Genomic DNA, 22,785 nt, shown 5'->3' on the forward strand with positions numbered 1-22,785 from the left:
TGACGTGTGGAGATCGTGTGAAGGAGCGGCCCGGGGCGGGCCGCTCGCCTCACATGTCGCGGTAGCGGCGGGCGGCGGCGACCCGCTCGCGCAGGCGCGCGGCGTCGGCGGGCACCGGGTGGGACCAGTCGTCGCCGTCGGCGTGCGGCAGCCCGTAGGCGGCGGTGTCGCGCTGGGTGCGCCAGCCCTCGGCGAGCGGCCCGAGGTCGAGCGCGTCGTAGCCGATGGAGTCGAGGAAGGCGGTGACGGCGGCCTTGGCGTCCGCGTCGTCGCCCGCGACGGCGAGCGCCGAGCGGTCGGGCGCTCCTGCCGGGCGGGCGAGCGTGCCGAGGGCGCCGGAGGTGATGTTGTTGAAGACCTTGACGACCCGGCTGTCCGCGAGGTGCTCCTGGACGAGCTCGCTCGTCGTCGTGCTCTCGTCGTCGAGCGCGGCGACGTGCCCGTCGCGCTCCGGGTAGTAGTTGATCGTGTCCATGACGACCTTGCCGGCGAGCTCCGCGGCCGGGAGGTCGCGCAGGGCGACCAGGGGCACGGTGACGACGGCGAGGTCGGCGGCCTTCGCGGCCTCCTGCGGGGTCGCGGCGCAGGCCTGCGGGCCGAGCTCCTCGACGAGGTCGCGCAGCGTCTCGGGGCCGCGCGAGTTGCTCATCACGACGTCGTGGCCGGCGGCGACCGCCAGCCGAGCGAGGGTGCTCCCGATGTGTCCTGCTCCGACGAGTCCGATGGTGCTCATGGCGAGGAGAGCGACGGCGGGCGCGGGCCCATTCCGACCCTCAGGCACCCTCGGGGCAGCGGTACTGGCTGCGGAAGGCGGTGGGCGAGACACCGGTGCACTTCGTGAAGTGGTGCCGCAGGAGCGCGGCGGTGCCGAAGCCGGCGTCCCGGGCGACGTCCTCGACCGACAGGTCGGTCTCCTCGAGCAGCTCGCGCGCCCGGAGCACGCGCTGCTCGGTGATCCACTGGTGCGGCGTCGTGCCCGTCTCGGCGACGAACCGACGGGCGAAGGTCCGCTCCGACATCGCCGCGAGGCGCGCGAGGTCGGCGACGGCGTGCTGCTCGTCGAGCCGGTCCAGGACGTGCGTGAGCACCGGCCCGAGCGACTCGGCCTCGGTCGTGGGCACGGGTCGCTCGACGAACTGGCGCTGGCCACCGTCCCGGTGCGGCGGGACGACCATCCGCCGGGCGATCCGGCCCGCGACGGCGGCCCCGAGCTCGAGCCGCACCAGGTAGAGCGCGGCGTCGATGCCCGCCGCCGTCCCGGCGCTCGTCACGACGTTGCCGTCGTGCACATAGAGGACGTCGGGGTCGACGCTCGCCCGGGGGAAGCGGGCGGCGAGGTCGGCGGCGTGGCGCCAGTGGGTGGCGCAACGGCGGCCGTCGAGGAGCCCGGCGGCCCCGAGCGTGAAGGCCCCGGAGCACACGGACAGCACCCACGCCCCCCGCTCGGCCGCCGCGCGCACGACACGGACCACCTCGGGCGAGGGCTGGTCGGCGCTCGAGGAGGCGGGGACCGCGACGAGGTCGGCGTCGAGCGCCGCCTCGAGGCCGTGGGCCGCGGTGACGCTCGTGCCGTTGCCCGCGTCGAGGGCCCCGGGCCGCTCGGCGCAGACCCGGTAGTCGACGGGCGGGCACCCGTCGTCGGTGCGGTCGATGCCGAAGACCTCGGCGAGCACGGCGTACTCGAAGAGCTGCACGGGCTCCTGGAGGATCACGGCGACGGAGCGGAGGGGCACCCCCCAAGTATGGCAGGAAGTTGACGAGCAGCGACAGGTCTGCCACTGGTGGCGTGATCTGCATCAGGCACAAGATCGTGCCATGACCATCACGGAGATCCTCGACACCGCCACCACCCTCGCCGTCACCGGCGCGCTCGTCGCCCCGGTCGTCTACCTCCTCGAGCGGACCCACCGCCGCGCGTCGCTCGACGCGGGCGGCCGCGCCGACCGGTGGCTGCGGGCGCACGACGTCGACGACGCGGACGCCCGGCGCCTCGCGGCCGACCTGCGCGCCGCGCACCCGACCGTCGACACCCCGGCCCGGCGGACGAGCCCGAGCCGCGCGCGCCGCGTCGGCCCGCAGCCGGCGTGCGTCAGGCCGGCGCGCTGACCGCGACGCCCGCCGGCCGGGGCCTCAGCGGTTGCCGATGAGCCACCCGATGACGAGACCGATGACCCCGACGACGACGTAGGGCGCGTAGGACTTGACGAGGACCGGCAGCACGGTGGCCCCCAGGTCGATCGCGTCGTCGTCGTTCGCCGCCGGCCGGGGCGCCGGGCGCGGAGCGGGCGTGGGCGCGGGGCTCGCGGCCGCGGGGACCCCCGCGGTCGGCACCGCGACCGGCTCGTCCGTCGTGGGCGGCGCCTCGGCCGAGGCCGCCGCGCCGGCGGTCGACGCGTCGGCGGCCTGGGCCGTCGCGTCAGGTGCCGTCGCGTCCGGTGCGTCGTCGGCGGCGGACGCCTCGCCGAGCACGCCCTCGATGCAGCCGACGAACTGGCCGAGCAGCTTGTCCGAGACGTCCTGCATGACGCCGCGCCCGAACTGTGCCGGCTTGCCCGTGACGGCGAGGTCGGTGACGACCTCGACCCGGGTGCCGGTGCCGTCCGGGGCCAGCTGGATGCGGACCGTGGCGCCGGCCGTGCCGTTGCCGCGCTTGTCCTTGCCCTTGGCCTCGATGACCGCGTGCTTGGCCGCGTCGTCCTTCTCGACGAAGTGGCCGGTGCCCGCGTACTGGAGGGCGATCGGGCCCAGCTTGACCTTCACCGTCCCCGCGAACCCCTCCTCCGAGACCTCGGTGACGGTGGCACCCGGGAAGCAGCTGCCGACCCGCTCGAGGTCCATGAACGTGGCCCACGTCGTGTCGACGTCGGCGGGGACGGTGAAGTCGTGCGTCAGCTCCATGTGGTGATCAGCCCTCCATGGCCTTCTGGACGGCCCGTCGGGTGAGGACCGTGGCGAGGTGGCGCCGGTAGTCGGCGTCGCCGTTGAGGTCGCTCGGCGGGTTGGTGCCCTCGGCGGCGGCGCCGCAGGCGTCGGCCAGGGCGTCGGCGGACGAGCCGACGAGCGCCTGCTCGACCGCACTGGCGCGCAGCGGCGTGTTGCCCATGTTCGTCAGGCCGACCTTCGCCTCGGCGATGCTGCCGCCCTCCACGCGCACCGTCGCGGCGACCGCGACGATCGACCACTGGTGGGCGACGCGCACGAACTTCTCGTACGCGGCGCCCCAGCCGGTGTGTTTCGGGATGCGGATCTCGGTGAGCAGCTCGCCGTCCTCGACCGCCGTCTCGAAGAGGTCGCGGAAGAACTCCGTCGCGGGCACGGTGCGCTCGCCGCCGGACCCCGCGATGACCATCGTCGCGTCGAGCGCGAGGATCGGCGCCCCGACGTCGCCGGCGGGGTCGGCGTGGACGATCGCGCCGCCGACGGTGCCGCGGTGGCGGATCTGCGGGTCGGCGACGGTCTCGACGGCCTTGACGAGCAGGGCCGCGTGCTCGCGCACGAGGTCGCTCGCCACGATGTCGCTGTACGCCGTCATCGAGCCGATGGCGATGTGGTCGCCGCCGTCCCGGATGCCGCGCAGCGCCTCGATCCGGCCGAGGTCGACGACCGTCTCGGGGGCGTTGAGCCGCATCCGCAGGATGGGCAGGAGTGACTGGCCGCCGGCGAGGACCTTGGCGTCGTCGCCGTGCTCGGCGAGCGCCGCGAGGGCCTCGTCGACGCTCGTCGGGGCGAGGTAGTCGAAGGATGCGGGGATCACTGCGCTGCTCCGTCCGTCGTGCCGGCTGCCGGGTCCTGGTTGGGTGCGCCCTCACCGAAGTGGGCCTGGGCGTCGGCCGTCGGGGCCTTGTCCTGCTGGGCGCCGGCGGTCCGGATGGCCTTCCACACCCGCTCGGGCGTGCAGGGCATCTGGATGTCGTCGATGCCCATCGGCCGCAGCGCGTCGACGATGGCGTTGACGACCGCCGGGGTCGAGGCGATGGTGCCCGCCTCGCCGACGCCCTTCGTGCCGAGCGTGTTCGTCGTCGACGGCGAGACCGTGTGCTCGCTGACGTAGTTGATCGTGTCGGCCGCGGTCGGGAGGGTGTAGTCGACGAACGACCCGGACACGAGCGTGCCCTGCTCGTCGTACTCCGCGCCCTCCCAGAGCGCCTGCGCGATGCCCTGGACGAGGCCACCGTGGATCTGCCCCTCGACGATGAGCGGGTTGATGATCGTCCCGATGTCGTCGACGCAGACGTACTTGCGCATCGTGCTCTGCCCGGTCTCGGTGTCGACCTCCATCGCGCACAGGTGGGTGCCGTGCGGGAAGGAGAAGTCGACCGGGTCGAACGTGGCGTCGGCGTCGATGCTCGGCTCCACACCGTCGGGCAGGTTGTGCGCCGCGAAGGTCGCGAGCGCGATGTCCGTGATGCCGATGCCCTTGTCGGTGCCCTTGACCGTGAACTGCCCGGCCTCGAACTCCAGGTCGTCGACGCTGGCCTCGAGGAGGTGGGCCGCGATGGGCTTGGCCTTCTCGATGACCTTGTCGGCCGCCCGGACGAGCGCCTCGCCGCCGACGACGAGCGAGCGGGACCCGTAGGTGTCCAGGCCCTTCGGTGCGATCTGGGTGTCGCCGTGGAGGACCTCGACGTTCTCGAACGGGATGCCGAGGCGGTCGGCGACGATCTGGCTCCACGCCGTCTCGTGGCCCTGGCCGTGCGGGGTGGCGCCCGAGACGACCTCGACGGTGCCGGTGGCGAGCATCCGGATGCTCGCGCTCTCCCAGCCGCCGGCGCCGTAGCTCAGCGAGCCGAGGACGCGGGAGGGGGCCAGGCCGCACATCTCGGTGAAGGTCGAGACGCCGAGGCCGAGCTGGACGGTGTCGCCGGACTCGCGCCGGCGCTTTTGCTCCGCCCGCAGCTCGTCGTACCCGAAGAGCTCGAGCGCCTTGGCCGTCGCGGCCTCGTAGTTGCCCGAGTCGTAGGTCATGCCCGCGACGGTGGTGAACGGGAACTCGTCGTGCGTGATCCAGTTCTTCTCGCGGATGGCGATCGGGTCGACCCCGACCTCCGCGGCGAGCTCGTCCATGATCCGCTCGATGGCGTAGGTGGCCTCGGGCCGCCCGGCGCCGCGGTAGGCGTCGACCCACGTCTTGTTGGTCAGCACCGTCTGGCAGTTGAACTGGTAGGCCGGGAACTTGTAGATGCTGTTGAACATCCACGCGCCGAGGACCGGGACGCCGCCGCCGACGATCGCGACGTAGGCGCCGAGGTCGGCGAGGAGGTCGACCTTGAGCGCGGTGACCGTGCCGTCCTTCTCGGCGGCGAGGGTCATCTTCTGCCACTGGTCGCGGCCGTGGTGGGCCGAGACCATCGTCTCGCTGCGGGTCTCGGTGTACTTGCAGGGCTTGCCGAGCTTGCGCGCGATGGCGATCGTCGCGAACTCCTCCGGCGTCGTCTGCAGCTTGCCGCCGAAGCCGCCGCCCACGTCGGGGGCGATGACGCGGACCTTGGACTCGGGGATGCCCATCGTCGCGGCGATCGCGAAGCGCAGGATGTGCGGCACCTGCGTCGCGGACCAGATGACGACCTGCTCGCCCGTGGGGTCGACGACCGTGGAGCGCGGCTCCATGAAGGCCGGCACGAGCCGCTGCTGGCGGTACTCGCGCTCGATGACGATGCCGTCCTGGCGGGCCTTGGCGATGGCCTCCTCCACGTCGCCGCCGGTGCCGGCCGCCTTGGAGTCCAGCTGCCAGAAGGCCGACTTGTTCGTCCCGGCGTCGGGGTGCGCGAGGACCTCGTCCTTCATCGCCTCCTTGAGGTCGAGGACGGCGGGCAGCTCCTCGTAGTCGACGTCGACGAGCTCGGCGGCGTCGCGGGCCTGGGCGGCCGTGCGGGCCACGACGACGGCGACGATCTCGCCGGTGTGCGCGACGCGCTCGCTCGGGACGGGGAGGTGGGTCGGGGTGACCTGGTCCGGGGTGATCGGCCAGGCGTTGATGTTGACGCCCTGGCTGTCGGCGAGGTCGGCGCCGGTGAAGACGGCGTGGACGCCGGGGGCGGCCTTGGCCTCGTCGGTGCCGATCGAGAGGATCTTCGCGTGGGCGAAGGGGCTGCGGACCATCGCGAGGTGCAGCATCCCGGGCAGCTGGATGTTGTCGGTCCAGCGGGTGCGACCGGTGATGAGGCGCTGGTCCTCCTTGCGGCGGCGGTCCTTGCCGACCTCGGTCGTGGGGCGGTCGTCGACGGCGGTCATCAGGCGTTGCTCCTCTCGCTGCTCATCGAGCCGGCGGCGGCGGCCACGGCCTTGACGATGTTGTGGTAGCCGGTGCAGCGGCAGAGGTTGCCCTCGAGGCCGACCCGGATCTCCTCCTCGGTGGGTTCCGGGTTCTCGCGGAGCAGGTCGACGGCCTGCATGATCATCCCCGGTGTGCAGTAGCCGCACTGGAGGGCGTGGTTCTCGTGGAACGCGGTCTGCATCGGGTGCAGCTCGCCGTTCGTGGCGAGCCCCTCGATGGTCGTCACCTCGTGGCCGTCGGCCTGGACGGCGAGGACGTTGCAGGACTTGACGCTGCGCCCGTCCAGGTGGACGGTGCACGCACCGCAGTTGCTGGTGTCACACCCGACGACGGTGCCGACCTTGCCCACGACCTCACGGAGGTAGTGGACGAGCAGCATCCGGGGTTCGACGTCGTCGGCGTTGGAGACGCCGTCGACGGTGACGTTGATCCGAGTCATCATTGACTCCTTCGCGAGTGGATCCGTGGTCGTGTCCGTGATCTTGCTTCACCCATCGTCGGTCGGCAAGGGGTATGGACGAACCCGCCGACCGGACAGGTCGCTGCGGCTTTCCGCACAGGAAACGGCCGTCGGGGCACGCCGAATCGCGTTGCGCCACAACCGGGTCGCGACGCCACCGCATGGACGCCGCGGATGCGGTCGGATCCGCCTCAGACGGGCGCAGGTGCGGCGGTCTCGGCGTCCTCGCCGTGGTGGTGGATGGGACCGCCGACGTCCTGGAGCCGCTTGCCACCTCCGCCCCACTGCAGGGCGACGATCTCGGCGGCGATGGACACCGCCGTCTCCTCCGGTGTGCGAGCACCGAGGTCGAGCCCGATCGGGCTGGAGAGCCGGGCGAGCTCGTCGTCGGTGACGCCCGCCTCGCGCAGCCGCTCGAGCCGGTCCTCGTGGGTGCGCCGGCTGCCCATCGCGCCGACGTACGCGACCTCGGGCAGGCGCAGCGCCCGCTCGAGGACCGGCACGTCGAACTTGGGGTCGTGGGTCAGCACGCAGACGACCGTGCGACCGTCGACCGCCCCGGCCTCCTGCTCGGCCGCGAGGTACTTGTGCGGCCACTCGACGACGACCTCGTCGGCCGCCGGGAAGCGGGAGCGGGTTGCGAACACCGGCCGGGCGTCGCACACCGTCACGCGGTAGCCCAGGAAGCTGCCGACGTGGGCGACCGCCGCCGCGAAGTCGATGGCGCCGAAGACGAGCATCCGCGGGCGCGGGGCGAAGGCGTTGACGAAGACCCGCATCCCCTCGCCCCGGCGCTCGCCGTCCGGGCCGTAGGTGAGGGTCTCGGTGCGGCCGGAGGCGAGCAGGCCGCGGGCGTCGTCGGCGACGGCGGAGTCGGCCGGCGGGGAGCCGATCTCGCCGACGACCGGCACGTCGGCGTCCTCGGGGCGCACGACGAGCCGGCGGCCCAGCCACGCGGGGTCGGGGTGGTCGATGACCGTGGCGACCGCGACCGGGCGCCCGGCGGCGACGTCGTCGGCGACGTCCCCGAGCTCGGGGAAGGTCGCCTGCGAGACGGGCTCGACGAAGACGTCGAGGATCCCGCCGCAGGTCAGGCCGACGGCGAAGGCGTCGTCGTCGGAGACGCCGTAGCGCTGCAGCACCGGCGTCCCGCCGTCGACGACCTCCTGCGAGAGCTCGTACACCGCGCCCTCGACGCAGCCGCCCGACACCGACCCGACGGCCTCGCCGCCCGGGCCGAGCAGCATCGAGGCGCCCGCCGGCCGCGGGGCCGAGCGGAACGTCGCGACGACGGTCCCCACCCCGACGGTCTCGCCGGCCCGCCACCAGGTCATCAGCTCGTCCAGCACGTCACGCACGCGCGACCACCTCCGTCAGCTCCTCGAACGCCGCCATCGAGTGCCCGGCGACGAAGTCGTCGACGTGCGGCAGCACCGCCATGATGCCCCCCTGGACCGGTTCGTAGCCCGCCCTCCCCCGGTGCGGGTTGACCCACACGACCCGGTGGGCGACCGCGTGCAGCCGCCGCACCTGCTCGCCGAGCGCCTCCGGGGCGTCGCGCTCCCAGCCGTCGCTGAACACGACGACGACCGCGCCGCGGGCCATCCCCCGGCGGCCCCAGCGGTCGAGGAAGACCTTGAGCCCCTCGGCCAGACGGGTGCCGCCGGACCAGTCGGGGATCGCCTCCCCCGCCGCGACGATGGCGCGGTCCGGGTCGCGCTGCTGCAGCGGACGGGTGACGTGCGTGAGGCGCGTGCCGAGGGTGAAGACCTCGGTCGGAACGTCCGACACGCAGTAGGTGTGGCAGAGCCGGACGAGCGAGTCGGCGTAGGCGCTCATCGACCCGGAGACGTCGAGGAGGAGGACGACACGGCGGGACCGGCTTCCGCGCCGGCGCCACGCGACCTCTCCGGGCTCCCCCATCCGCCGGAGCATGGCGCGCAGCGTGCGGCGGGCGTCGACGGCGCCGCGGGGGGACTCCTCCCAGCGGTGCGCCCGGCGGCGCGGTGCACGGGGGCGGAGGCGACCGAAGAGCCGCGCGAGCTCCTCGCGCTCGCGGCGGCTGAGGGTCGTGACGTCCTTGCGGCGCAGGACCTCGGTGGCGGAGGCCTGGGCGTGGACGTCGTCCGGCTCGTCGCGGCCCTCGCCGGGCCCCGGCTCTTCGGCGCCGAGGGACGCGCGAGGGACGAGCCGGCTCAGGGGGTCGCGGGGCTTCGTGCCGGCCCTGGTGCCGCCGAACCACTCGGCGAAGACGAGGTCGTGGCGCTCGAGGTCGGCCGGTGACGCGCAGAGGGTCGCGCGGCCGGCGTGGTAGACGGCCGCCGGGTCCTCGAGCCCGACGGCCGCGACCGCCTCGAGGTAGGTGCGCTCGCGGTCGGCGGTGACGTTGACCCCGGCGGCGCGCAGCGTGCGGGCGAACCCGACGAGGACCTCCTCCGGGGTGCGGACGAGCTCGGCGGCGTCGAGGCGGTGCTGGGCGATGGTCATCGGCGTGGCGCGGGTCAGGGGGTGAGCATGACGTCGAGGGCGCGCTTGACCCGCTCGGCGTCCTCGCGGTACTTGACGGCGACGCCGAGGGTCGCGGCGGCGGTCTCGGTGTCGAGGGTGCGGGTGCCGAGCTCGTAGAGGGCGCGCGCCCAGTCGAGGGTCTCGGCGACGCCCGGAGGCTTGAGCATCTCGCGGTCGCCGCGGATGGCGTGCACCGCCCGGACCACCTGCGCCGCCAGGGCTTCGGGCACCTCGGGGGCGCGGCTGCGGACGATCGCGAGCTCGCGCTCGATGCCGGGGTGCTCGAGCCAGTGGTAGAGGCAGCGGCGCTTGAGCGCGTCGTGGAGCTCGCGGGTGCGGTTGGAGGTGAGGACGACCACCGGGGGCGTCGCCGCACGGACCGGGCCGAGCTCGGGGATGGTGACCTGCCACGTCGAGAGCACCTCGAGGAGGAAGGCCTCGAACTCGTCGTCGGCCCGGTCGACCTCGTCGACGAGGAGGACGGCCGGGGCGTCGCGCAGGGCCTGGAGGACCGGACGGGCGAGGAGGAAGCGCTCGTCGAAGAGGTCGGCCTCGAGCTCACGGACGTCCTTGGCCCCGCCCTCGACGGCCTCCAGCGCGCGGACGTGGAGGATCTGGCGGGGGAAGTCCCAGTCGTAGAGGGCCTGGCTCGCGTCGATGCCCTCGTAGCACTGCAGCCGGATGAGCGGCAGGTCCATCGTCTCCGCGAGCGCCTCCGCGAGAGCGGTCTTGCCGGTGCCGGGCTCGCCCTCCATGAGCAGGGGGCGCCCGAGCCGGAGCGAGAGCCAGGTGACCGTCGAGAGCGCGTCGTCGGCGAGGTAGCCGACCCCTCCCAGCGCGCTCGCGAGGTCGTCGGCCGAGGCGAACGTCGTCCTGGGGTCCATGGCCACAGCATCACCCACGACCGGCCCCTGTGGAAGGATGACGCTCACACGAGGTCGACGAGTGCGGCGACGGCGGCGGCCAGCTCGCCGACCGCGAGCACGACGACGACCACCGCGACGGCCGCGACGAGGCGCCCGTCGCGCAGCACCGAGAGGCGGGGGTCGGCCGGCCCCGCGACCCCGAGCCGGCGCTGCCGCACGGTCGAGAGGACGACGTACGCGGCGAGCGCGGCGACGAGCACCGTCGGCAGGACGACTGCTCCCCCGAGCCGGTCGAGGGTCAGGCGGCCGACGGTCAGCGCGCCGACGAGCAGCGCGAGCCCGGTGCGTCGCCACGCGAGCGTCGTGCGCTCCTGCTGCATCCCCGGGTCGCGGACGACCTGCTCGGTCACCCGGCGCTCACCCGACCCCGCGCAGTACGCTCGCCCCCGCGAGGACGACGCCGGCGACGACGATCGTCGCCACGACGACGACCATCGTCGGGTTGGAGGGCAGTGGTGTCCCCTCGCGCATCGCGCGCTCGGTGCGGGCCCACGTGCGCCACGCGGCCGCGGCGGTGACCAAGCCCGCGAGTGCGAGGAGGGCGGCGAGCAGCGCCTGCACGGTGTCCTGGAGGGGGAGGTCGAGGGCGTCGAGGGCCGCGGCGCCGGCGAGCAGGGCGAGGGCCGTGCGGGCCCAGGCGAGGAAGGTGCGCTCGTTGGCGAGCGAGAAGCGGGGGTCGGGGTCGGCGCCGTGGTCGTAGACGCTCGCCGGCCACCGTCTCCTGTCGCTCACCCGGCCATCATGGCGCGTGGGGGTGCCGACGCAGGGCCTCGGGGGTGTCGGCATCGGCGCCGCTCGCGAGGTCGCCGCACTCGACCGGGGTCGGCGGGTGCGTGGCGAGGTGGTCGCGGGCTCCGCGGTCGCCGCGGGCGGTGTCGGCCACGGCGGCCCAGTGGGCGCGCCCGAGGACGACGGGGTGGCCGGCCGTGCCGTCGTAGGTCGCACGCAGGAGGACCTTCGGGCCGGTGCCGCGGGTCGCGGACAGCACCCGCCGGTACACGCGGGTGCCGACGTCGGGCAGGTCGACGAGGGTCACGAGGGCGGCGTGGACCTCCGGTGCGGCGGTCGCCCCGAGGTGGCGCAGGCCGGCGCGCAGCGAGGCCCCCATCCCCTCGTCCCAGTCCTCGGCGACGACGACGGCGACGCCGGGGACGTCGGCCGTCGCGCGGGCCTCGTCGGCGGCGGCCCCGAGGACGACGACGACCCGCTCGAGCCCCGCGCCCACCAGCCGGTCGAGCGTGACCTCGAGCAGGGTCGGCCCGTCCGCCGTCGGCCGGACCAGCGCCTTGGGGCCGCCCATCCGGCGTCCCGCACCCGCGGCGAGGAGGAGCCCGACGGTCGTCACGCGCCCCAGCCTGCCACCGACGGCCTGGCCCGGGCGCCGGCAGCGGCATCCGGACGGCGACCGTCCGGATGGCCGGTTAGGTTCGTCGGCATGGTGCTGGAGCTCAGCCGACGCGACGCCCGGCGCATCGCGGTGCGCGCGCAGCTGCTGACGCGGGACCGGCCCGCGGACGCGCTGTCGGTGGTGCGCCACCTCGGGCTCGTGCAGATGGACCTCACCGCGCACGTCGCCCCCAACGCCGACCTCGTGCTGTGGAGCCGGCTCGGGTCCGCCTACTCCCCCGGGGTCCTCGACGACCTCCTCGGGTCGGGTCAGGTCGTGGAGCTCCTCGGCTACCTGCGCCCGGCCGAGGACACCGCCCTGTTTCGGGCCGAGATGGACGCTTGGCCCGGGGTCGAGCCGCTCAGCCCGTGGCGGCGTGAGCTCGAGGCGTGGGTCGAGGCGAACCGCGCCTGCCGCGACGACATCCTGACGCTCCTGCGCGCCGAGGGGCCGCTGCCAGCACGCGAGATCCCCGACACCTGCCTCGTGCCGTGGCGCTCGTCGGGGTGGACGAACAGCAAGAACGTCCAGCGGATGCTCGACATGATGGAACAGCGCGGCGAGGTGGCGGTGGCGTCCCGGGAGAACCGGGAGCGCACCTGGGACCTCGCCTCCCGCGTCCACCCGGACGACCCCGCCGTCCCCTACGCCGAGGCCGAGCAGGAGCGGGACCGACGCCGGCTCGCGGCACTGGGCATCGCCCGTGCCCGGGCCACCTTCCCCCCGGGCGAGCCGAACCACGTCGGGGAGCACGGGGTCGAGGCGGTCGTCGAGGGCGTGCGCGGTCGCTGGCGGGTTGACCCGGCGTACCTGGAGGGCGGGTTCGTCGGGCGCACGGCCCTGCTGTCACCGCTGGACCGGCTCGTGATGGACCGCAAGCGGATGACCGAGCTGTTCGAGTTCGACTACCAGCTCGAGATGTACAAGCCGGCGGCGTCGCGCCGGTGGGGCTACTTCGCGCTGCCGGTGCTCCACGGGGACCGGCTCGTCGGCAAGGTCGACTCGCACCGGGACGCGGCGGCGGCCGTGTTGCGGGTCGCGGCCGTCCACTGGGACGTCGAGCCGTCCGGGGCGATGCGCGCCGGTGTCGAGCGCGAGCTCCGTTCGTTCGCAGCCCTGCTCGACGTCGACCTGCAGCTGCCCGATGACGGGGTGGCGGCCGGTGCCTGACGTGCACGACGTCGAGCGGTGCCACCGTGCGTTCTACGACGCCGAGGCACCGGCCCGGGCGCCGGGCTGGCGCCTGGATCCCGACTGTCTCCGGGTGCGCGACGACTTCGTCGGGCGGCTGCGCGCTGCGGAAGCCAGGTCGGTGCTCGAGGTCGGTTGCGGCGCAGGGCGGGACGCCGCGGCCCTGGCGGGCGCCGGACTCTCGTACGTCGGCCTCGACCTGTCGGCCGGACCTGCTTCGGTGGTCCGGGCCGCCGGCCACCGGGTCGTCGTCGGGTCCGCGACGCACCTGCCGCTCACGGACGGGTCGGTGGACGCGGTGTGGTCGGCCAGCACCCTCATGCACCTTCCCGGCGACGGCCTGCGGGTGGCGCTCGACGAGGTCGCGCGCGTCGTCCGTCCGGGTGGCCTGCTCGCGTTGGGTGTCTGGGGCCACGACGTCGACGGCGAGTGGACCGACCCGCACGGCCGGTACTTCCGCCGACGCACGGTGAACGGCCTGCTCGCCGAGGTCCGGCGCGTGGCCGAGGTCGTCGGGGTGGAGACGTGGGGCCGCTACCCCGACGGCGGCCACTACCAGTGGGTCGTGGCCCGCCTGTTCAGGAGGCGGGTTCTTCGACGAAGGTCCTGAGGACACGGATCCAGCTGTCCTCGGCCTCCAGGTGCACGTCATGCCCTGCCCCGCGGATGCGGACGTGCCGAGCCGCCGGGTGGATGTGCAGCATCTGGTCGATCTCGGCGCTGGGGATCAGCCCGTTCGTCCCGGACACGAGCAGCGTCGGTTGGTGGACACGGTCCCACTCCGCCCACGCCTGATGCTCGTGGACCGCGCTCAGGCCGCGAACGAGCACGTCCACGTCGAAGCGTGGCCACAGACCGCCCGGCCTGGCCTCGAGACCGTCGGCCCACGCGTGACCCACCGGGCCTCCACCGAACCATCGAACGGCCGCGGGGTGGTCCGTGAACGGGACCGGCCAGCAGTCGAGCATGGCTGCCACGTCAGCCGTGAGCTGCGCTCCACCACCACCGCCGACGCCGGACTCGACCAGGACCAGCCGCTCGACGAGCGCGGGGTGCTGGGCGGCAACGAGCAGGGCCGTGTGACCCCCCATCGACTGTCCCACCAAGGTCACTCGGCTGATTCCGAGCCGGTCGGCGACGCCGACGACATCGCGGACGTGTGCCGCTCGAGAGACGTCCGCAGGCCGCCGCGAGCTGCCGCCGTGCCCCCTCTGGTCGAACGCCACCACCCGGTGACTGGGTTCGAAAGCGCGACGAGTACCCGCCCACTCCTCAGCGTGACCGGCCAGCCCGTGGAGGAGGACGACGGCAGAGCCGCCGCCTCCGGTGTCGTGGACCGACAGCTCGACATCGCCGACGGACATCACCTGGTGCATCTGCCGGATCCTCGCATGCACCCTCGGGCGCCGAGCCGGGCGACCCGGGCAGCCGCGAGCCTCAGGAGAAGAGGCGGTGGGCGGGTTCGGTGGTGCGGGTGGCGCCGTCCGGTCCGTGCCAGGTGACGGTGCCGTCAGGGTCGAGGCGGGGTCGCCACCGGCCTTGCTGCTTGAAGCGGTGGTGGCGCCGGCAGAGGTCCTCCAACCCGGTCGGCGTGGTCTGACCGGTGGGCCAGGGCCGGACGTGGTCGAGGTCGCAGTGCACGGCCGGGCGGGCACAGCCCCACATCCGGCACGTCCCGTCCCGCGTCTTGACGAACTCGGCGATCGCCTTCGAGGGCTTGTACGCGGCCGCGGTCAGGGAGGCCAGGGTCCCGGTCTCGGCCTCCAGCACGGCGCGGGCCACCTCGAACGGCAGCAGCTTCAGCAGGTTGGCCAGGGTGGCGGGGTCGACCCAACCCAGACCCGGCAGCTGCGTCCCCGACACCGCATACCCCGGCGACACGACCGCTTGCGTGTAGGCGAGGTCGCCGTCGAGCTCGGCCGGCTCCTCCAACCACGACAGCGCTTCCCGGCTGGCAGCGTCCAGGTCCCCGTAGCGCGTCTCCAGTCCGGTCACCGCGTCGATGACCGTCTCGTCGTCGTCCCACTCCACCCGGAACCTCGTCCCCGGCACCTGCTCCGGTGCGGGACGGTCGGTCACGACCGGCACCCCGAGGGTGACCTGCGCCGAGACGCGCACGTTGCGCAGGACGAGATCGGCCAGCGCGTCCGCCCGCGACTCCGGCACCGACAGCGCCTCGTCACTCTGCCGGTAGTCACCGGCCAGCTCCTCCACCGCCGCCCACATCGCGCTCGAGGTCGCCGTCGGCACGGACGCGAACCAGTCCGTCAGGCCGTCCTCACCCGGGCACACCTCCACCCGGCGCCCCTTGCGCGTCCGCGCCACGTGCGCCGCGACCTGGTCGGCCGCCACCCGCGTCGCGACCCGCCGCGCCTCACCCGCGACCCGCGCCGGGTCCATCCCCGCCAGCCGCGGCGCGAGATCGGCATCGACCCGCAGGCAGGCCGCCACGTCCAGCCCGGCGCACGCGTCGACCACCTTGTGCACGTTCACCACGGCCACCTCGCCCACGAGGAGCAGCTCGCGCACCCGCGGGAACCGCTCACCCAGCGCCGCACCCAACGCCGCCTTCCGGCCCGCCACCCCCTCGGTCAGCCCCGTCGCAAGCGACATCCGCGTCGGCGCCATCGCGTCGACGAACCCCACCGGATGCACCCGCTCCCACGACCCGGACCGCACCGTCGTCTCCACCCGCGCACCCCACGCGCCAGCCACGGAGACCACCGCGTCCGCAGCGTTCGCCACCCCCTGCGCCGCCCCCGCCAGCGCGAACGCCTCCTCCGACGACAGGACGTGACCACCCTCGACCAGCTCACGACCCAGCCGCGCGCACTCCTCGCGCAGCCCCGCAATGCGGCGGGAGAGGGTCTCGGTGTCCATGCCTCAGTCTATCGAACGTGAGTTCGAGAGGCAAGGTCTTGGTCAGTCCTGTGGATGACGAATCGAGCTGTGCCACAGACCTCCTCGCCCTCTCCCCGACAGCATGGAAGAGCCCCGTCGCCCTGGTGACGACGGGGCTCCTCGACGACCTCAGACGGTAGGGACCTCGCCCGGCGCGAGCTCCGCCTCGAGCGCGGCGATGATGCTCGGGCGCAGGTCGCGCGCCGCGATGACGGTGTCGACCGACCCGACCCGGACGGCGCGGTGGATGTCGTGGACGCGGTCGAACTCGGATGCGACCTTGCCGAGCATCTCCGAGCGGACCGACTGCCGGACGGTCGCCAGCTCGCTGGCCAGCAGCGGGCGCTCCCTGGCGGACGCCTCGCGCACCCGCGCCTCGAGGTCCGTGACCCGCGGGTCCGCGGCGGTCCGCGCGTCCACGTCCCGGGCGAACACGACGGCCGCGGCCGGCGCACCGCCGAGGACCGACGCGAACGACCCCTCGATGGCGAGCACCGTCATCCGCGGGTTGAGCGCCTTGGAGAACACGACGAACGCGCCTCCGTGGTAACGGGACACGACGACGAAGACGATCGGGCCCTCGAAGTTGACGATGGCGCGGCCGATCTCGGCGCCGTACTCGAGCTGCAACCCGCGCATCGACTCCGGCGACCCGTCGAAGCCCGACAGGTTGGCCAGCACGACGAGCGGGCGGTTGCCCGAGGCGGCGTTGATGGCCCGGGCCGCCTTCTTCGACGAGCGCGGGAACAGCGTCCCCGCCGTGTAGGTGTCGGGGCCGTCGGTGGGAGGGAAGCCGCGACGGGCGACCGTCCGCGACTCGATCCCCAACAGCGCCACCGGGATCCCACCGATACGCGCGTCGAACACCACGGCGGTCTCTGCGTCGGCCATGCCGGCCCAGCGCTCGAGCGTGTCGTGGTCCTGGTCGGCCACGGCCCGCATCACGGTGCGGATGTCGAACGCCTTCTTGCGGTCCGGGTTCATCGCCGACGAGAAGATGTCGCCGACGCTCGTGAACTCGCTGCCCTCCATGACGTGCGGGAAGACCGTGACGTCGCGGTCGACCGGGTCGGTCGTCGGTGCCCGCCGCGGGCCGGACTCGCTGGGAGCGGTCCACGTCGAGTCGTAGTGCGCGAGAAGGACTCCGTAGGCGTCGACGAGGTCCTTGGCCCAGTACTGCGCCTGCCCGTTGGGGCCCATGACGCGGTCGTAGCCGCCGATGCCGAAGTTGTCCTCGGCGCTGACGCCACCGGAGAAGTCGAGCGACTGCTTGCCGGTGAGCACCATGGCCGAGTCCGGCGTCATGACGAGGATGCCCTTGGTGTGCATGAGCATCGTCGCCTCGGCGTTCCAGTACGGCTGCGCCCCGACGTTGATGCCCGCGACGACGACGTTGACCTCGCCGCCGGCCTGCGTGAACTCGATGATCCGCTTGAGCGCCTTGGCGACCCAGTCCATGTTCTCGGTGCCCGAGTCCATCGAGATGCGCGCGCCGGCCGAGAGGGCGAACCACTCCACGGGCAGCCCGCGCTCCTCCGCGAGGTCGAGCGCGGCGATGACCCGCCGGCACTCCGGCTCGGCGACCGCGCCGAGGGCGCGCAGAGGGTCGCCGCAGAGCAGGACGCGGGTGACACCTTCGGGGTGCAGCGGGGTCGGCGTCGTGACGACGCCGCAGATCATCCCGGCCGTGTTCTGCCCGTACGGGCGGTCGACCGGCACGAGCGCACCGGACTCGTCGAGGTCGTACTCGACGGCCTCTCCCCCGCCGCCGGCGATCATCGACACGAGCTCGTACGGGTAGACCAGGCCGCGACGGCGCGCGCGGACCACCTTCTCGGCGTAGGAGTCCAGCGGGCGCAGCCGCTCGGTCGGCGGCTGCTCGACGGTGAACGCGACCCCCGAGCCCGGCTGGTAGGTGAACCGGGCGCAGATCGGCACCGAGTGGTCGCGCTCGGCCCCGATGGAGCCCTCGATGCGCACCTCCTCGATGCCCGCGCCGGCGGTCATCGGGGCGACCTTGCCCTGGAGGGCGGTCAGCTGGTCGAGGTCGCCCTCGACCGGCGGCCAGATGTGCAGCCAGACGTGGTTCATGTCGAGCCGGGCCCCGCCGCCCAGCGTGGCGCGGGCACGGCGGACGGCCTCGAGGCAGTTGGCCAGCGCACGCTCGACGTGCGGCAGCGCGGTGACCCTGCCCGCCTCGTCGCGCACGACGACGAGCTGACGGACCTGGGCCAGCGCGACGAGCCGCTGGTCCTGCGGGTTCTCCTTGGCGACCGCGTGCAGGAGGAGGACGTCCTCCGGCGCGTCGAGGCGGGTCAGCGCGAAGTCGCGCAGGCGCCAGACGTTGAGCCGGCGGCCGACCATCGGGTGCACGCCGCGCACGGGGTCGTCCTCGACGAGGCTGCCGTCGGGCTGTGCCCGGAAGGTGAAGTAGCCGACCTCGCGCTCGTCGTCCGGCACGACACCGACCGCCACGCGGCGGCACGCGTGCGCGAAGGCCATCCCGCCGAGGCGCTCCGCGAGCTCGGCCGACGCCGCCTCGGGGTCCGTCGGGAGCGCGGGCCAGTGGACGTAGAGGTCGACGACCGCGTCCTGGCCGTCCTCGCGCTCCGCGACGAGCCGCTCGAGCAGCGTGGCGAGGGACGAGCCGGCCGTCAGCTCGTCGACCGTGCCGACGGTGCTCACGAGGTGGGTGCCGGTGCCGTCGAGGCGGTAGTCCGCGACCGCGACCGACCGTCCCTCCTCGGCCCGCTCGCTCAGCCCGCTGAGGGCGTGCTCGCGGTAGTGGCGCTTGACGAGGACCTCGAGCATCGGCTCGCGCTCGGGCACACCCGCCCGCAGCCGCTCGCCGAGGAAGCGGACGATGCGCTCGGGGATGTCGGCCAGCGCGTCGACGCGCGCGGTGCGCTCCGGCCCGGGGGCCATCGCGTCGATCTCCTCGAGCTCGGCCCCGACGGAGCCGAGCACGCTGCGACGGTCCTCGTCGACGAGGGGCTGGTCGAACCAGCGGAAGCGGACGCTGCGCGCGAGATCGCCGACGACCGGGAAGCGCAGCTGGGTCGCGACGACGAGGCGGTCGAGGAGGTCGTGGGCGGCCTGGCCGGCGTCGCCCTCGGGCCGCGGCTCGCCGAGCCAGCGCTGGAGAATGGAGGTCGCCATCGCCACCTCGGGGGCGGAGCGCTGCTGCGAGAGGAAGATCCGGAAGACGGCGCCCTCGAGCTGCGGCGTGCGGTCCAGGCCCTCGACCTCGTGGTGGCGCAGCACGCGCTCGAGGCGGGAGACGAAGTCGGCCGGAAGGCCGCCGCGCTCGGCGTCGAGGGTCTGGAGGAACGTGCGGAAGTGCTCGCGCGGGCTGTGGACCCGGTTCTCGACGTGCGCCTCCTGCCCGACGGGCCGGTTGCGCGCGAGCTCGGCGAGGTCGGCGAAGACGGTCAGGAGGTCGATCTCGTCGCGGACCACGCCCTGCCCCCCGGCGGCGAGCTCGTCGCGCGCGGTGAGGTAGCCCTCGAGCGCGGCACCCTGGTGGGCGGCGTCGAGGTCGTAGCCGAGGAGCATCGCCGAGAGGTCGGCGCGCCCGCGGTCGGCCCGGCGGCGGGCGTCCCCGTCGGTCGTGACCTCGGGGAGGTCGAGGTCGACGACCGCGCCGGCGTCGGCGACGGCCTCCTCGGCGTCGCCCGTCGGCTCGAGGCGGACCATCGGGGCACCGGTCTCGACCTGGCTGCCCGTGGCAACCATGAGGTCCTTGACGCGGGCCGCGAACGGCGCCGGCAGGACGGTCTCCATCTTCATCGACTCGAGGACGAGGACGGGCGCGCCGGCCGCGACCTCGTCACCCACCGCGACCGGGGTGGCGACGACGAGCGCCGGTGCGGGCGAACGCAGCACGCCGCCCTCGTCGCGGCTGACGCGGTGCGTCACACCGTCGACCTCGACGAGCTGGACCGGGCCGTGGGCCGCGGTGACGAGGCGGTGCAGGCGGTCGCCGACGCGCAGGCGGCTGGCGTAGTCGCCGAGGCCCTCGAGCTCGGCGTCGACCGTGTGCTCGCCCGCCGCGTCGGCGACGGTGACCCGGAAGCGCGAGGGCCCGGTGCGCAGGACGGTGACCTTGTACGAGGTGCCGCGCAGCTTGAGGTCGACGGCTCGGCCGACGTCGTGCTGCACCTGCGGCCGGCCGCCGCGGGCCGTCTCCAGCAGGCGGGCCCGCTCGATCGCCTCGGCGTCGAGGTAGGCCTCGATGCCCGCGGCGACGAGCGCGACCCCGGAGTGCTCGGTCGTGACGAGGCGCCCCTCGCCGCGCACGCGGTCGATCCATCCGGTGTCGGCGGTGCCGTCGACGACCTCGGGCTGGGCGAGCAGGTCGAGAATGAACGACTTGTTCGTCGCGCCGCCCTCGATGACGACCGTCGTCTCGCGCATCGCCCGGCGCAGGCGGGCCAGCGCCTGCTCGCGGTCCTGGCCGTAGGCGATGATCTTGGCGATCATCGAGTCGAAGTCGGCGGGGATCGAGTCGCCCTCGGCCACACCGGTGTCGACGCGGATGCCGGGGCCGGCCGGCAGCTCGAGGTGGACGATGCGCCCGGGGGCCGGAGCGAAGTCGCGGTCGGGGTCCTCGGCGTTGAGGCGGGCCTCGACGGCGTGGCCGAGCTCGTCGGGTCGCTCGCCCTCGAGCCGCCCTCCCTCGGCGACGTGGATCTGGAGGCGGACGAGGTCGGTGCGCGTGACGACCTCGGTGATCGGGTGCTCGACCTGGAGACGGGTGTTGACCTCGAGGAACGCGAAGAAGCGCTCGCCCGGGTGGTAGAGGAACTCGACCGTGCCGGCGCCGGCGTAGTCGACGGCCACCGCGAGCCGCTCGGCCGAGGCCTTGAGCTCGGCGACCTGGTCGGCGTCGAGCAGCGGCGACGCCGACTCCTCGATGACCTTCTGGTTGCGCCGCTGCACCGAGCAGTCGCGCACGCCGATGGCCCACGCGGTGCCCTGCCCGTCGGCGATGACCTGCACCTCGACGTGCCGTGCCCCGGTGACGAGCTTCTCGAGGAAGACGACGCCCGACCCGAACGCGCGCTCGGCCTCGTCGCGGGTGCGCTGGTAGGCGTCCTCGAGCTCGGCGTCGGAGGCGACCTTGCGGATGCCGCGACCACCACCGCCGGCGGTCGCCTTGAGCATCAGCGGGTAGCCGATGCGCCCGGCGGCCTCGACGGCCTCCTCGAGGGTGTCGACCCCGCCACGGCTCCACGGCGCGACGGGGACGCCGACCTCCTCGGCGATGAGCTTGGAGCCGATCTTGTCGCCCAGGCGGCGCATGGCCTCCGGGCTCGGCCCGATGAAGGTGACGCCCAGCTCGCGGCAGAGCTCGGCGAAGGCGGGGTCCTCGGCGACGAAGCCCCAGCCGACCCAGACGGCGTCGGCGCCGGTCTCGCGCAGCGCCGTCGCGAGCTTCGCGTGGTCGAGGTAGGGGCGGCTCGACGCCGGCCCGAGGTCGTACGCGACGTCGCTCTCGCGGACGAACATCGCCGTACGCTCGGCCTCGGTGTGCAGCGCGACGACCTCGGTGCGGGGCTCCCCCGGAGCGCGCTCGGCGTTGAGGTCGCGGACGGCGTGCACGAGCCGCATCGCGGACTCTCCACGGTTGACGACGGCGATCCGCGAGAACATGCGCCGAGCCTGCCATCCGAGCGCGGTGACTCGCGAGTAATGGACGGCGAGCACCGATGTCGGTCTCTCAGCCCGCCCCGACCCGCCGGTGGTCCCACGCGTATCGGGTCACCCGATACGGGCGCGCTTCACCCGGGAACCGTTGTCGGGGGAAGCGCAGGTGTATCGGGTCACCCGATACGCGAGTGACTCGCGGGTGGTCAGCGGGGGGACGGGCGCTCCGGCGCGTCGGCGTCCTCGGCGGCCCGGCGGGCCTCCTCGAGGGCGGGCAGCTCGGGCTCGTCCTCCTCGGGGTCGACGCGCGGGGCGACGAGCGCGGCGACGCGCTCCTCGGTCTCGGGGGTGATCTCGTAGCGGCGCTGGTAGATCTCGAGCATGGCCATCGCGATCGCGGCGAGCGGGACACCCATGAGCGCGCCCGAGAGCCCGAACAGCTGCGCCCCGAGCAGCGCCGCCCCGAACGACACGGCCGGGTGGACGTCGACCGCCCGGGCGGAGATGCGCGGCTCGATCGTCAGGTTCTCGACCTGCTGGTAGGCGATGCCCCACACGAGCACCCACACGCCGAGCCACGGGTCGGGCGAGGTGAGCCCGACGACCACCGGCAGCGCGATGGAGACGTACGTGCCGATGTTCGGGATGAACTGCGCGACGAGGCCGGTCCACAGGGCCAGCGGCAGCCAGTACGGCAGGTCGAGGAGGAAGAAGGCGACGCCGCTCGCGACGGCGTTGAGCGAGGCGAGGACGACGCGGGCGGCGATGTAGTTGCCGACCTTGACCTTCGCGAGGTCCCAGGCGGTGAGGAACGGCACCTGGACGCGGGGGTTCATCCGGCCGGCGAGCCACCGGCGCAGGCGGGGCATCCCGGCCGAGATGTAGAAGACGAGGAACGCGACGACGAAGATGCCGAAGAAGGCGCCGAGCAGCGCGGTGAGGAAGCCGAAGACGCCGAACGCGACGCTCTGGGCGTACCCGCTGAGGTCCGACGGGGAGATGCCGGCCTGCTCGAGGAGGTCGTCGTAGGTGTACTGCGAGCCGGTGGCGCGGTTGACCTGCTCGAGCACGTCGGAGGCGATGCCCGGCACGGCCGAGACGAGCGCGGTCAGCTGGTCGACGAGGAGGCTGCCGAAGAGCCAGAGGAAGGCCCCGATGGCCAGCAGCGCGGTGAGCATCACCGTGGCCGTCGCGGCCGCGCGCGGCATCCAGCGGGTGAGGCGCGCGACGGCCGGCTCCATCGCGAGCGCGACGAACCAGCTCATGACGACGTAGAAGACCATCGAGCTGCCGCGCCACAGGACGAACCCGAGGACCGCGACGCCGATCAGGACGCCGACGACGGCCACGGTCCGCCGGCGGTCGGTGCGGTGGGCCGGGTCGAGGATGACGGGGTCGGTGCCCGCCACGCCGGTGGGCGTCGTCTCGCTCATGCGCCGCAGCCTAGGGCCGACCCGCACCGCCCGCCGGGACCCGGCGGGAACGACGG

19 protein-coding genes are annotated in these 22,785 nt (G+C 73.9%); 3 read left to right on the top strand and 16 right to left on the bottom strand.

The window, feature by feature from the left end; genetic code table 11:
- Positions 1–49: 49 nt before the first annotated feature.
- Both LG324_RS17820 and LG324_RS17825 read right to left on the bottom strand, forming a co-directional pair.
- Positions 50–733 carry an NADPH-dependent F420 reductase gene (locus tag LG324_RS17820; protein WP_404350106.1) on the bottom strand — a complete coding sequence of 228 codons (684 nt, stop codon included), beginning with the start codon at positions 731–733 and terminating at the stop codon, positions 50–52.
- A 40-nt stretch (positions 734–773) separates the two neighbouring features.
- Positions 774–1,733 (bottom strand): GlxA family transcriptional regulator, encoded by a 960-nt coding sequence (locus LG324_RS17825; RefSeq protein WP_404350108.1) that lies wholly within the window; start codon positions 1,731–1,733, stop codon positions 774–776.
- An 82-nt stretch (positions 1,734–1,815) separates the two neighbouring features.
- Between LG324_RS17825 and LG324_RS17830 the strand changes: the two genes are divergently transcribed.
- Positions 1,816–2,106, top strand: a complete 291-nt coding sequence (locus tag LG324_RS17830; protein ID WP_030526776.1) for a hypothetical protein — start codon at positions 1,816–1,818, stop codon at positions 2,104–2,106.
- 24 nt (positions 2,107–2,130) lie between these two features.
- On the opposite strand, the gene LG324_RS17835 is transcribed toward LG324_RS17830, so the two are convergent.
- From LG324_RS17835 to LG324_RS17880, 10 genes are all read right to left on the bottom strand, one after another.
- Positions 2,131–2,898 carry an SRPBCC family protein gene (locus LG324_RS17835; RefSeq protein ID WP_404350110.1) on the bottom strand — a complete coding sequence of 256 codons (768 nt, stop codon included), beginning with the start codon at positions 2,896–2,898 and terminating at the stop codon, positions 2,131–2,133.
- 7 nt (positions 2,899–2,905) lie between these two features.
- Positions 2,906–3,754 carry a xanthine dehydrogenase family protein subunit M gene (locus LG324_RS17840; RefSeq protein WP_030526774.1) on the bottom strand — a complete coding sequence of 283 codons (849 nt, stop codon included), beginning with the start codon at positions 3,752–3,754 and terminating at the stop codon, positions 2,906–2,908.
- Positions 3,751–6,231, bottom strand: coding sequence for a xanthine dehydrogenase family protein molybdopterin-binding subunit (locus tag LG324_RS17845; RefSeq protein ID WP_404350113.1), 2,481 nt, complete (start codon positions 6,229–6,231; stop codon positions 3,751–3,753). The genes LG324_RS17840 and LG324_RS17845 overlap by 4 nt, the downstream gene beginning before the upstream one ends.
- A complete protein-coding gene (locus LG324_RS17850; protein WP_404350116.1) occupies positions 6,231–6,713 on the bottom strand; it encodes a (2Fe-2S)-binding protein in 483 nt (160 codons plus the stop codon). The genes LG324_RS17845 and LG324_RS17850 overlap by 1 nt, the downstream gene beginning before the upstream one ends.
- Positions 6,714–6,925: 212 nt before the next feature.
- Positions 6,926–8,092 carry an XdhC family protein gene (locus LG324_RS17855; protein WP_404350118.1) on the bottom strand — a complete coding sequence of 389 codons (1,167 nt, stop codon included), beginning with the start codon at positions 8,090–8,092 and terminating at the stop codon, positions 6,926–6,928.
- A complete protein-coding gene (locus LG324_RS17860; RefSeq protein ID WP_404350121.1) occupies positions 8,085–9,221 on the bottom strand; it encodes a VWA domain-containing protein in 1,137 nt (378 codons plus the stop codon). Before LG324_RS17860 ends, LG324_RS17855 begins: the two co-directional genes overlap by 8 nt.
- A 14-nt stretch (positions 9,222–9,235) precedes the next feature.
- Entirely contained in the window at positions 9,236–10,126 is an 891-nt protein-coding gene (locus LG324_RS17865; RefSeq protein WP_030526769.1) for a MoxR family ATPase, read from the bottom strand.
- 44 nt (positions 10,127–10,170) lie between these two features.
- Complete coding sequence (locus LG324_RS17870; protein WP_404350124.1) at positions 10,171–10,518, bottom strand: DUF202 domain-containing protein; 348 nt, start codon at positions 10,516–10,518, stop codon at positions 10,171–10,173.
- Positions 10,519–10,525: 7 nt separating this feature from the next.
- Positions 10,526–10,900: a DUF202 domain-containing protein gene (locus LG324_RS17875; protein WP_404350126.1), complete on the bottom strand. Its 375-nt coding sequence runs from the start codon at positions 10,898–10,900 to the stop codon at positions 10,526–10,528.
- A 7-nt stretch (positions 10,901–10,907) separates the two neighbouring features.
- On the bottom strand, positions 10,908–11,513 hold the full coding sequence (locus tag LG324_RS17880) for an NTP transferase domain-containing protein (RefSeq protein WP_404350128.1): 606 nt from the start codon (positions 11,511–11,513) through the stop codon (positions 10,908–10,910).
- 90 nt (positions 11,514–11,603) lie between these two features.
- On the opposite strand from LG324_RS17880, the gene LG324_RS17885 reads away from it, so the two are divergent.
- Together LG324_RS17885 and LG324_RS17890 are read left to right on the top strand one after the other, a co-directional pair.
- Positions 11,604–12,725, top strand: coding sequence for a DNA glycosylase AlkZ-like family protein (locus tag LG324_RS17885; protein WP_404350130.1), 1,122 nt, complete (start codon positions 11,604–11,606; stop codon positions 12,723–12,725).
- Positions 12,718–13,356, top strand: coding sequence for a class I SAM-dependent methyltransferase (locus tag LG324_RS17890; RefSeq protein ID WP_404350133.1), 639 nt, complete (start codon positions 12,718–12,720; stop codon positions 13,354–13,356). The genes LG324_RS17885 and LG324_RS17890 overlap by 8 nt, the downstream gene beginning before the upstream one ends.
- Here the strand turns inward: LG324_RS17890 and LG324_RS17895 are convergent.
- From LG324_RS17895 to LG324_RS17910, 4 genes are all read right to left on the bottom strand, one after another.
- On the bottom strand, positions 13,325–14,122 hold the full coding sequence (locus LG324_RS17895; protein WP_404350136.1) for an alpha/beta fold hydrolase: 798 nt from the start codon (positions 14,120–14,122) through the stop codon (positions 13,325–13,327). The two genes, LG324_RS17890 and LG324_RS17895, sit on opposite strands and share 32 nt — an antisense overlap.
- Before the next feature lie 61 nt (positions 14,123–14,183).
- Positions 14,184–15,626, bottom strand: a complete 1,443-nt coding sequence (locus tag LG324_RS17900; protein WP_404350138.1) for a DUF222 domain-containing protein — start codon at positions 15,624–15,626, stop codon at positions 14,184–14,186.
- Between the two features lie 150 nt (positions 15,627–15,776).
- Positions 15,777–21,302, bottom strand: coding sequence for a carboxyl transferase domain-containing protein (locus LG324_RS17905; RefSeq protein ID WP_404350140.1), 5,526 nt, complete (start codon positions 21,300–21,302; stop codon positions 15,777–15,779).
- Between the two features lie 200 nt (positions 21,303–21,502).
- Positions 21,503–22,729 (bottom strand): AI-2E family transporter, encoded by a 1,227-nt coding sequence (locus LG324_RS17910; protein ID WP_404350142.1) that lies wholly within the window; start codon positions 22,727–22,729, stop codon positions 21,503–21,505.
- Positions 22,730–22,785 lie beyond the last annotated feature (56 nt).

This window comes from Phycicoccus jejuensis, assembly GCF_044797865.1.
Taxonomy (GTDB): Bacteria; Actinomycetota; Actinomycetes; order Actinomycetales; family Dermatophilaceae; genus Phycicoccus; species Phycicoccus jejuensis.

Coding starts and splice junctions, on each gene's coding strand:
- LG324_RS17820 (WP_404350106.1), bottom strand. CDS start 733: ATGAGCACCATCGGACTCGTCGGAGCAGGACACATCGGGAGCACCCTC.
- LG324_RS17830 (WP_030526776.1), top strand. CDS start 1,816: ATGACCATCACGGAGATCCTCGACACCGCCACCACCCTCGCCGTCACC.
- LG324_RS17835 (WP_404350110.1), bottom strand. CDS start 2,898: ATGGAGCTGACGCACGACTTCACCGTCCCCGCCGACGTCGACACGACG.
- LG324_RS17845 (WP_404350113.1), bottom strand. CDS start 6,231: ATGACCGCCGTCGACGACCGCCCCACGACCGAGGTCGGCAAGGACCGC.
- LG324_RS17850 (WP_404350116.1), bottom strand. CDS start 6,713: ATGACTCGGATCAACGTCACCGTCGACGGCGTCTCCAACGCCGACGAC.
- LG324_RS17860 (WP_404350121.1), bottom strand. CDS start 9,221: ATGACCATCGCCCAGCACCGCCTCGACGCCGCCGAGCTCGTCCGCACC.
- LG324_RS17865 (WP_030526769.1), bottom strand. CDS start 10,126: ATGGACCCCAGGACGACGTTCGCCTCGGCCGACGACCTCGCGAGCGCG.
- LG324_RS17885 (WP_404350130.1), top strand. CDS start 11,604: ATGGTGCTGGAGCTCAGCCGACGCGACGCCCGGCGCATCGCGGTGCGC.
- LG324_RS17895 (WP_404350136.1), bottom strand. CDS start 14,122: ATGCACCAGGTGATGTCCGTCGGCGATGTCGAGCTGTCGGTCCACGAC.
- LG324_RS17900 (WP_404350138.1), bottom strand. CDS start 15,626: ATGGACACCGAGACCCTCTCCCGCCGCATTGCGGGGCTGCGCGAGGAG.
- LG324_RS17905 (WP_404350140.1), bottom strand. CDS start 21,302: ATGTTCTCGCGGATCGCCGTCGTCAACCGTGGAGAGTCCGCGATGCGG.
- LG324_RS17910 (WP_404350142.1), bottom strand. CDS start 22,729: ATGAGCGAGACGACGCCCACCGGCGTGGCGGGCACCGACCCCGTCATC.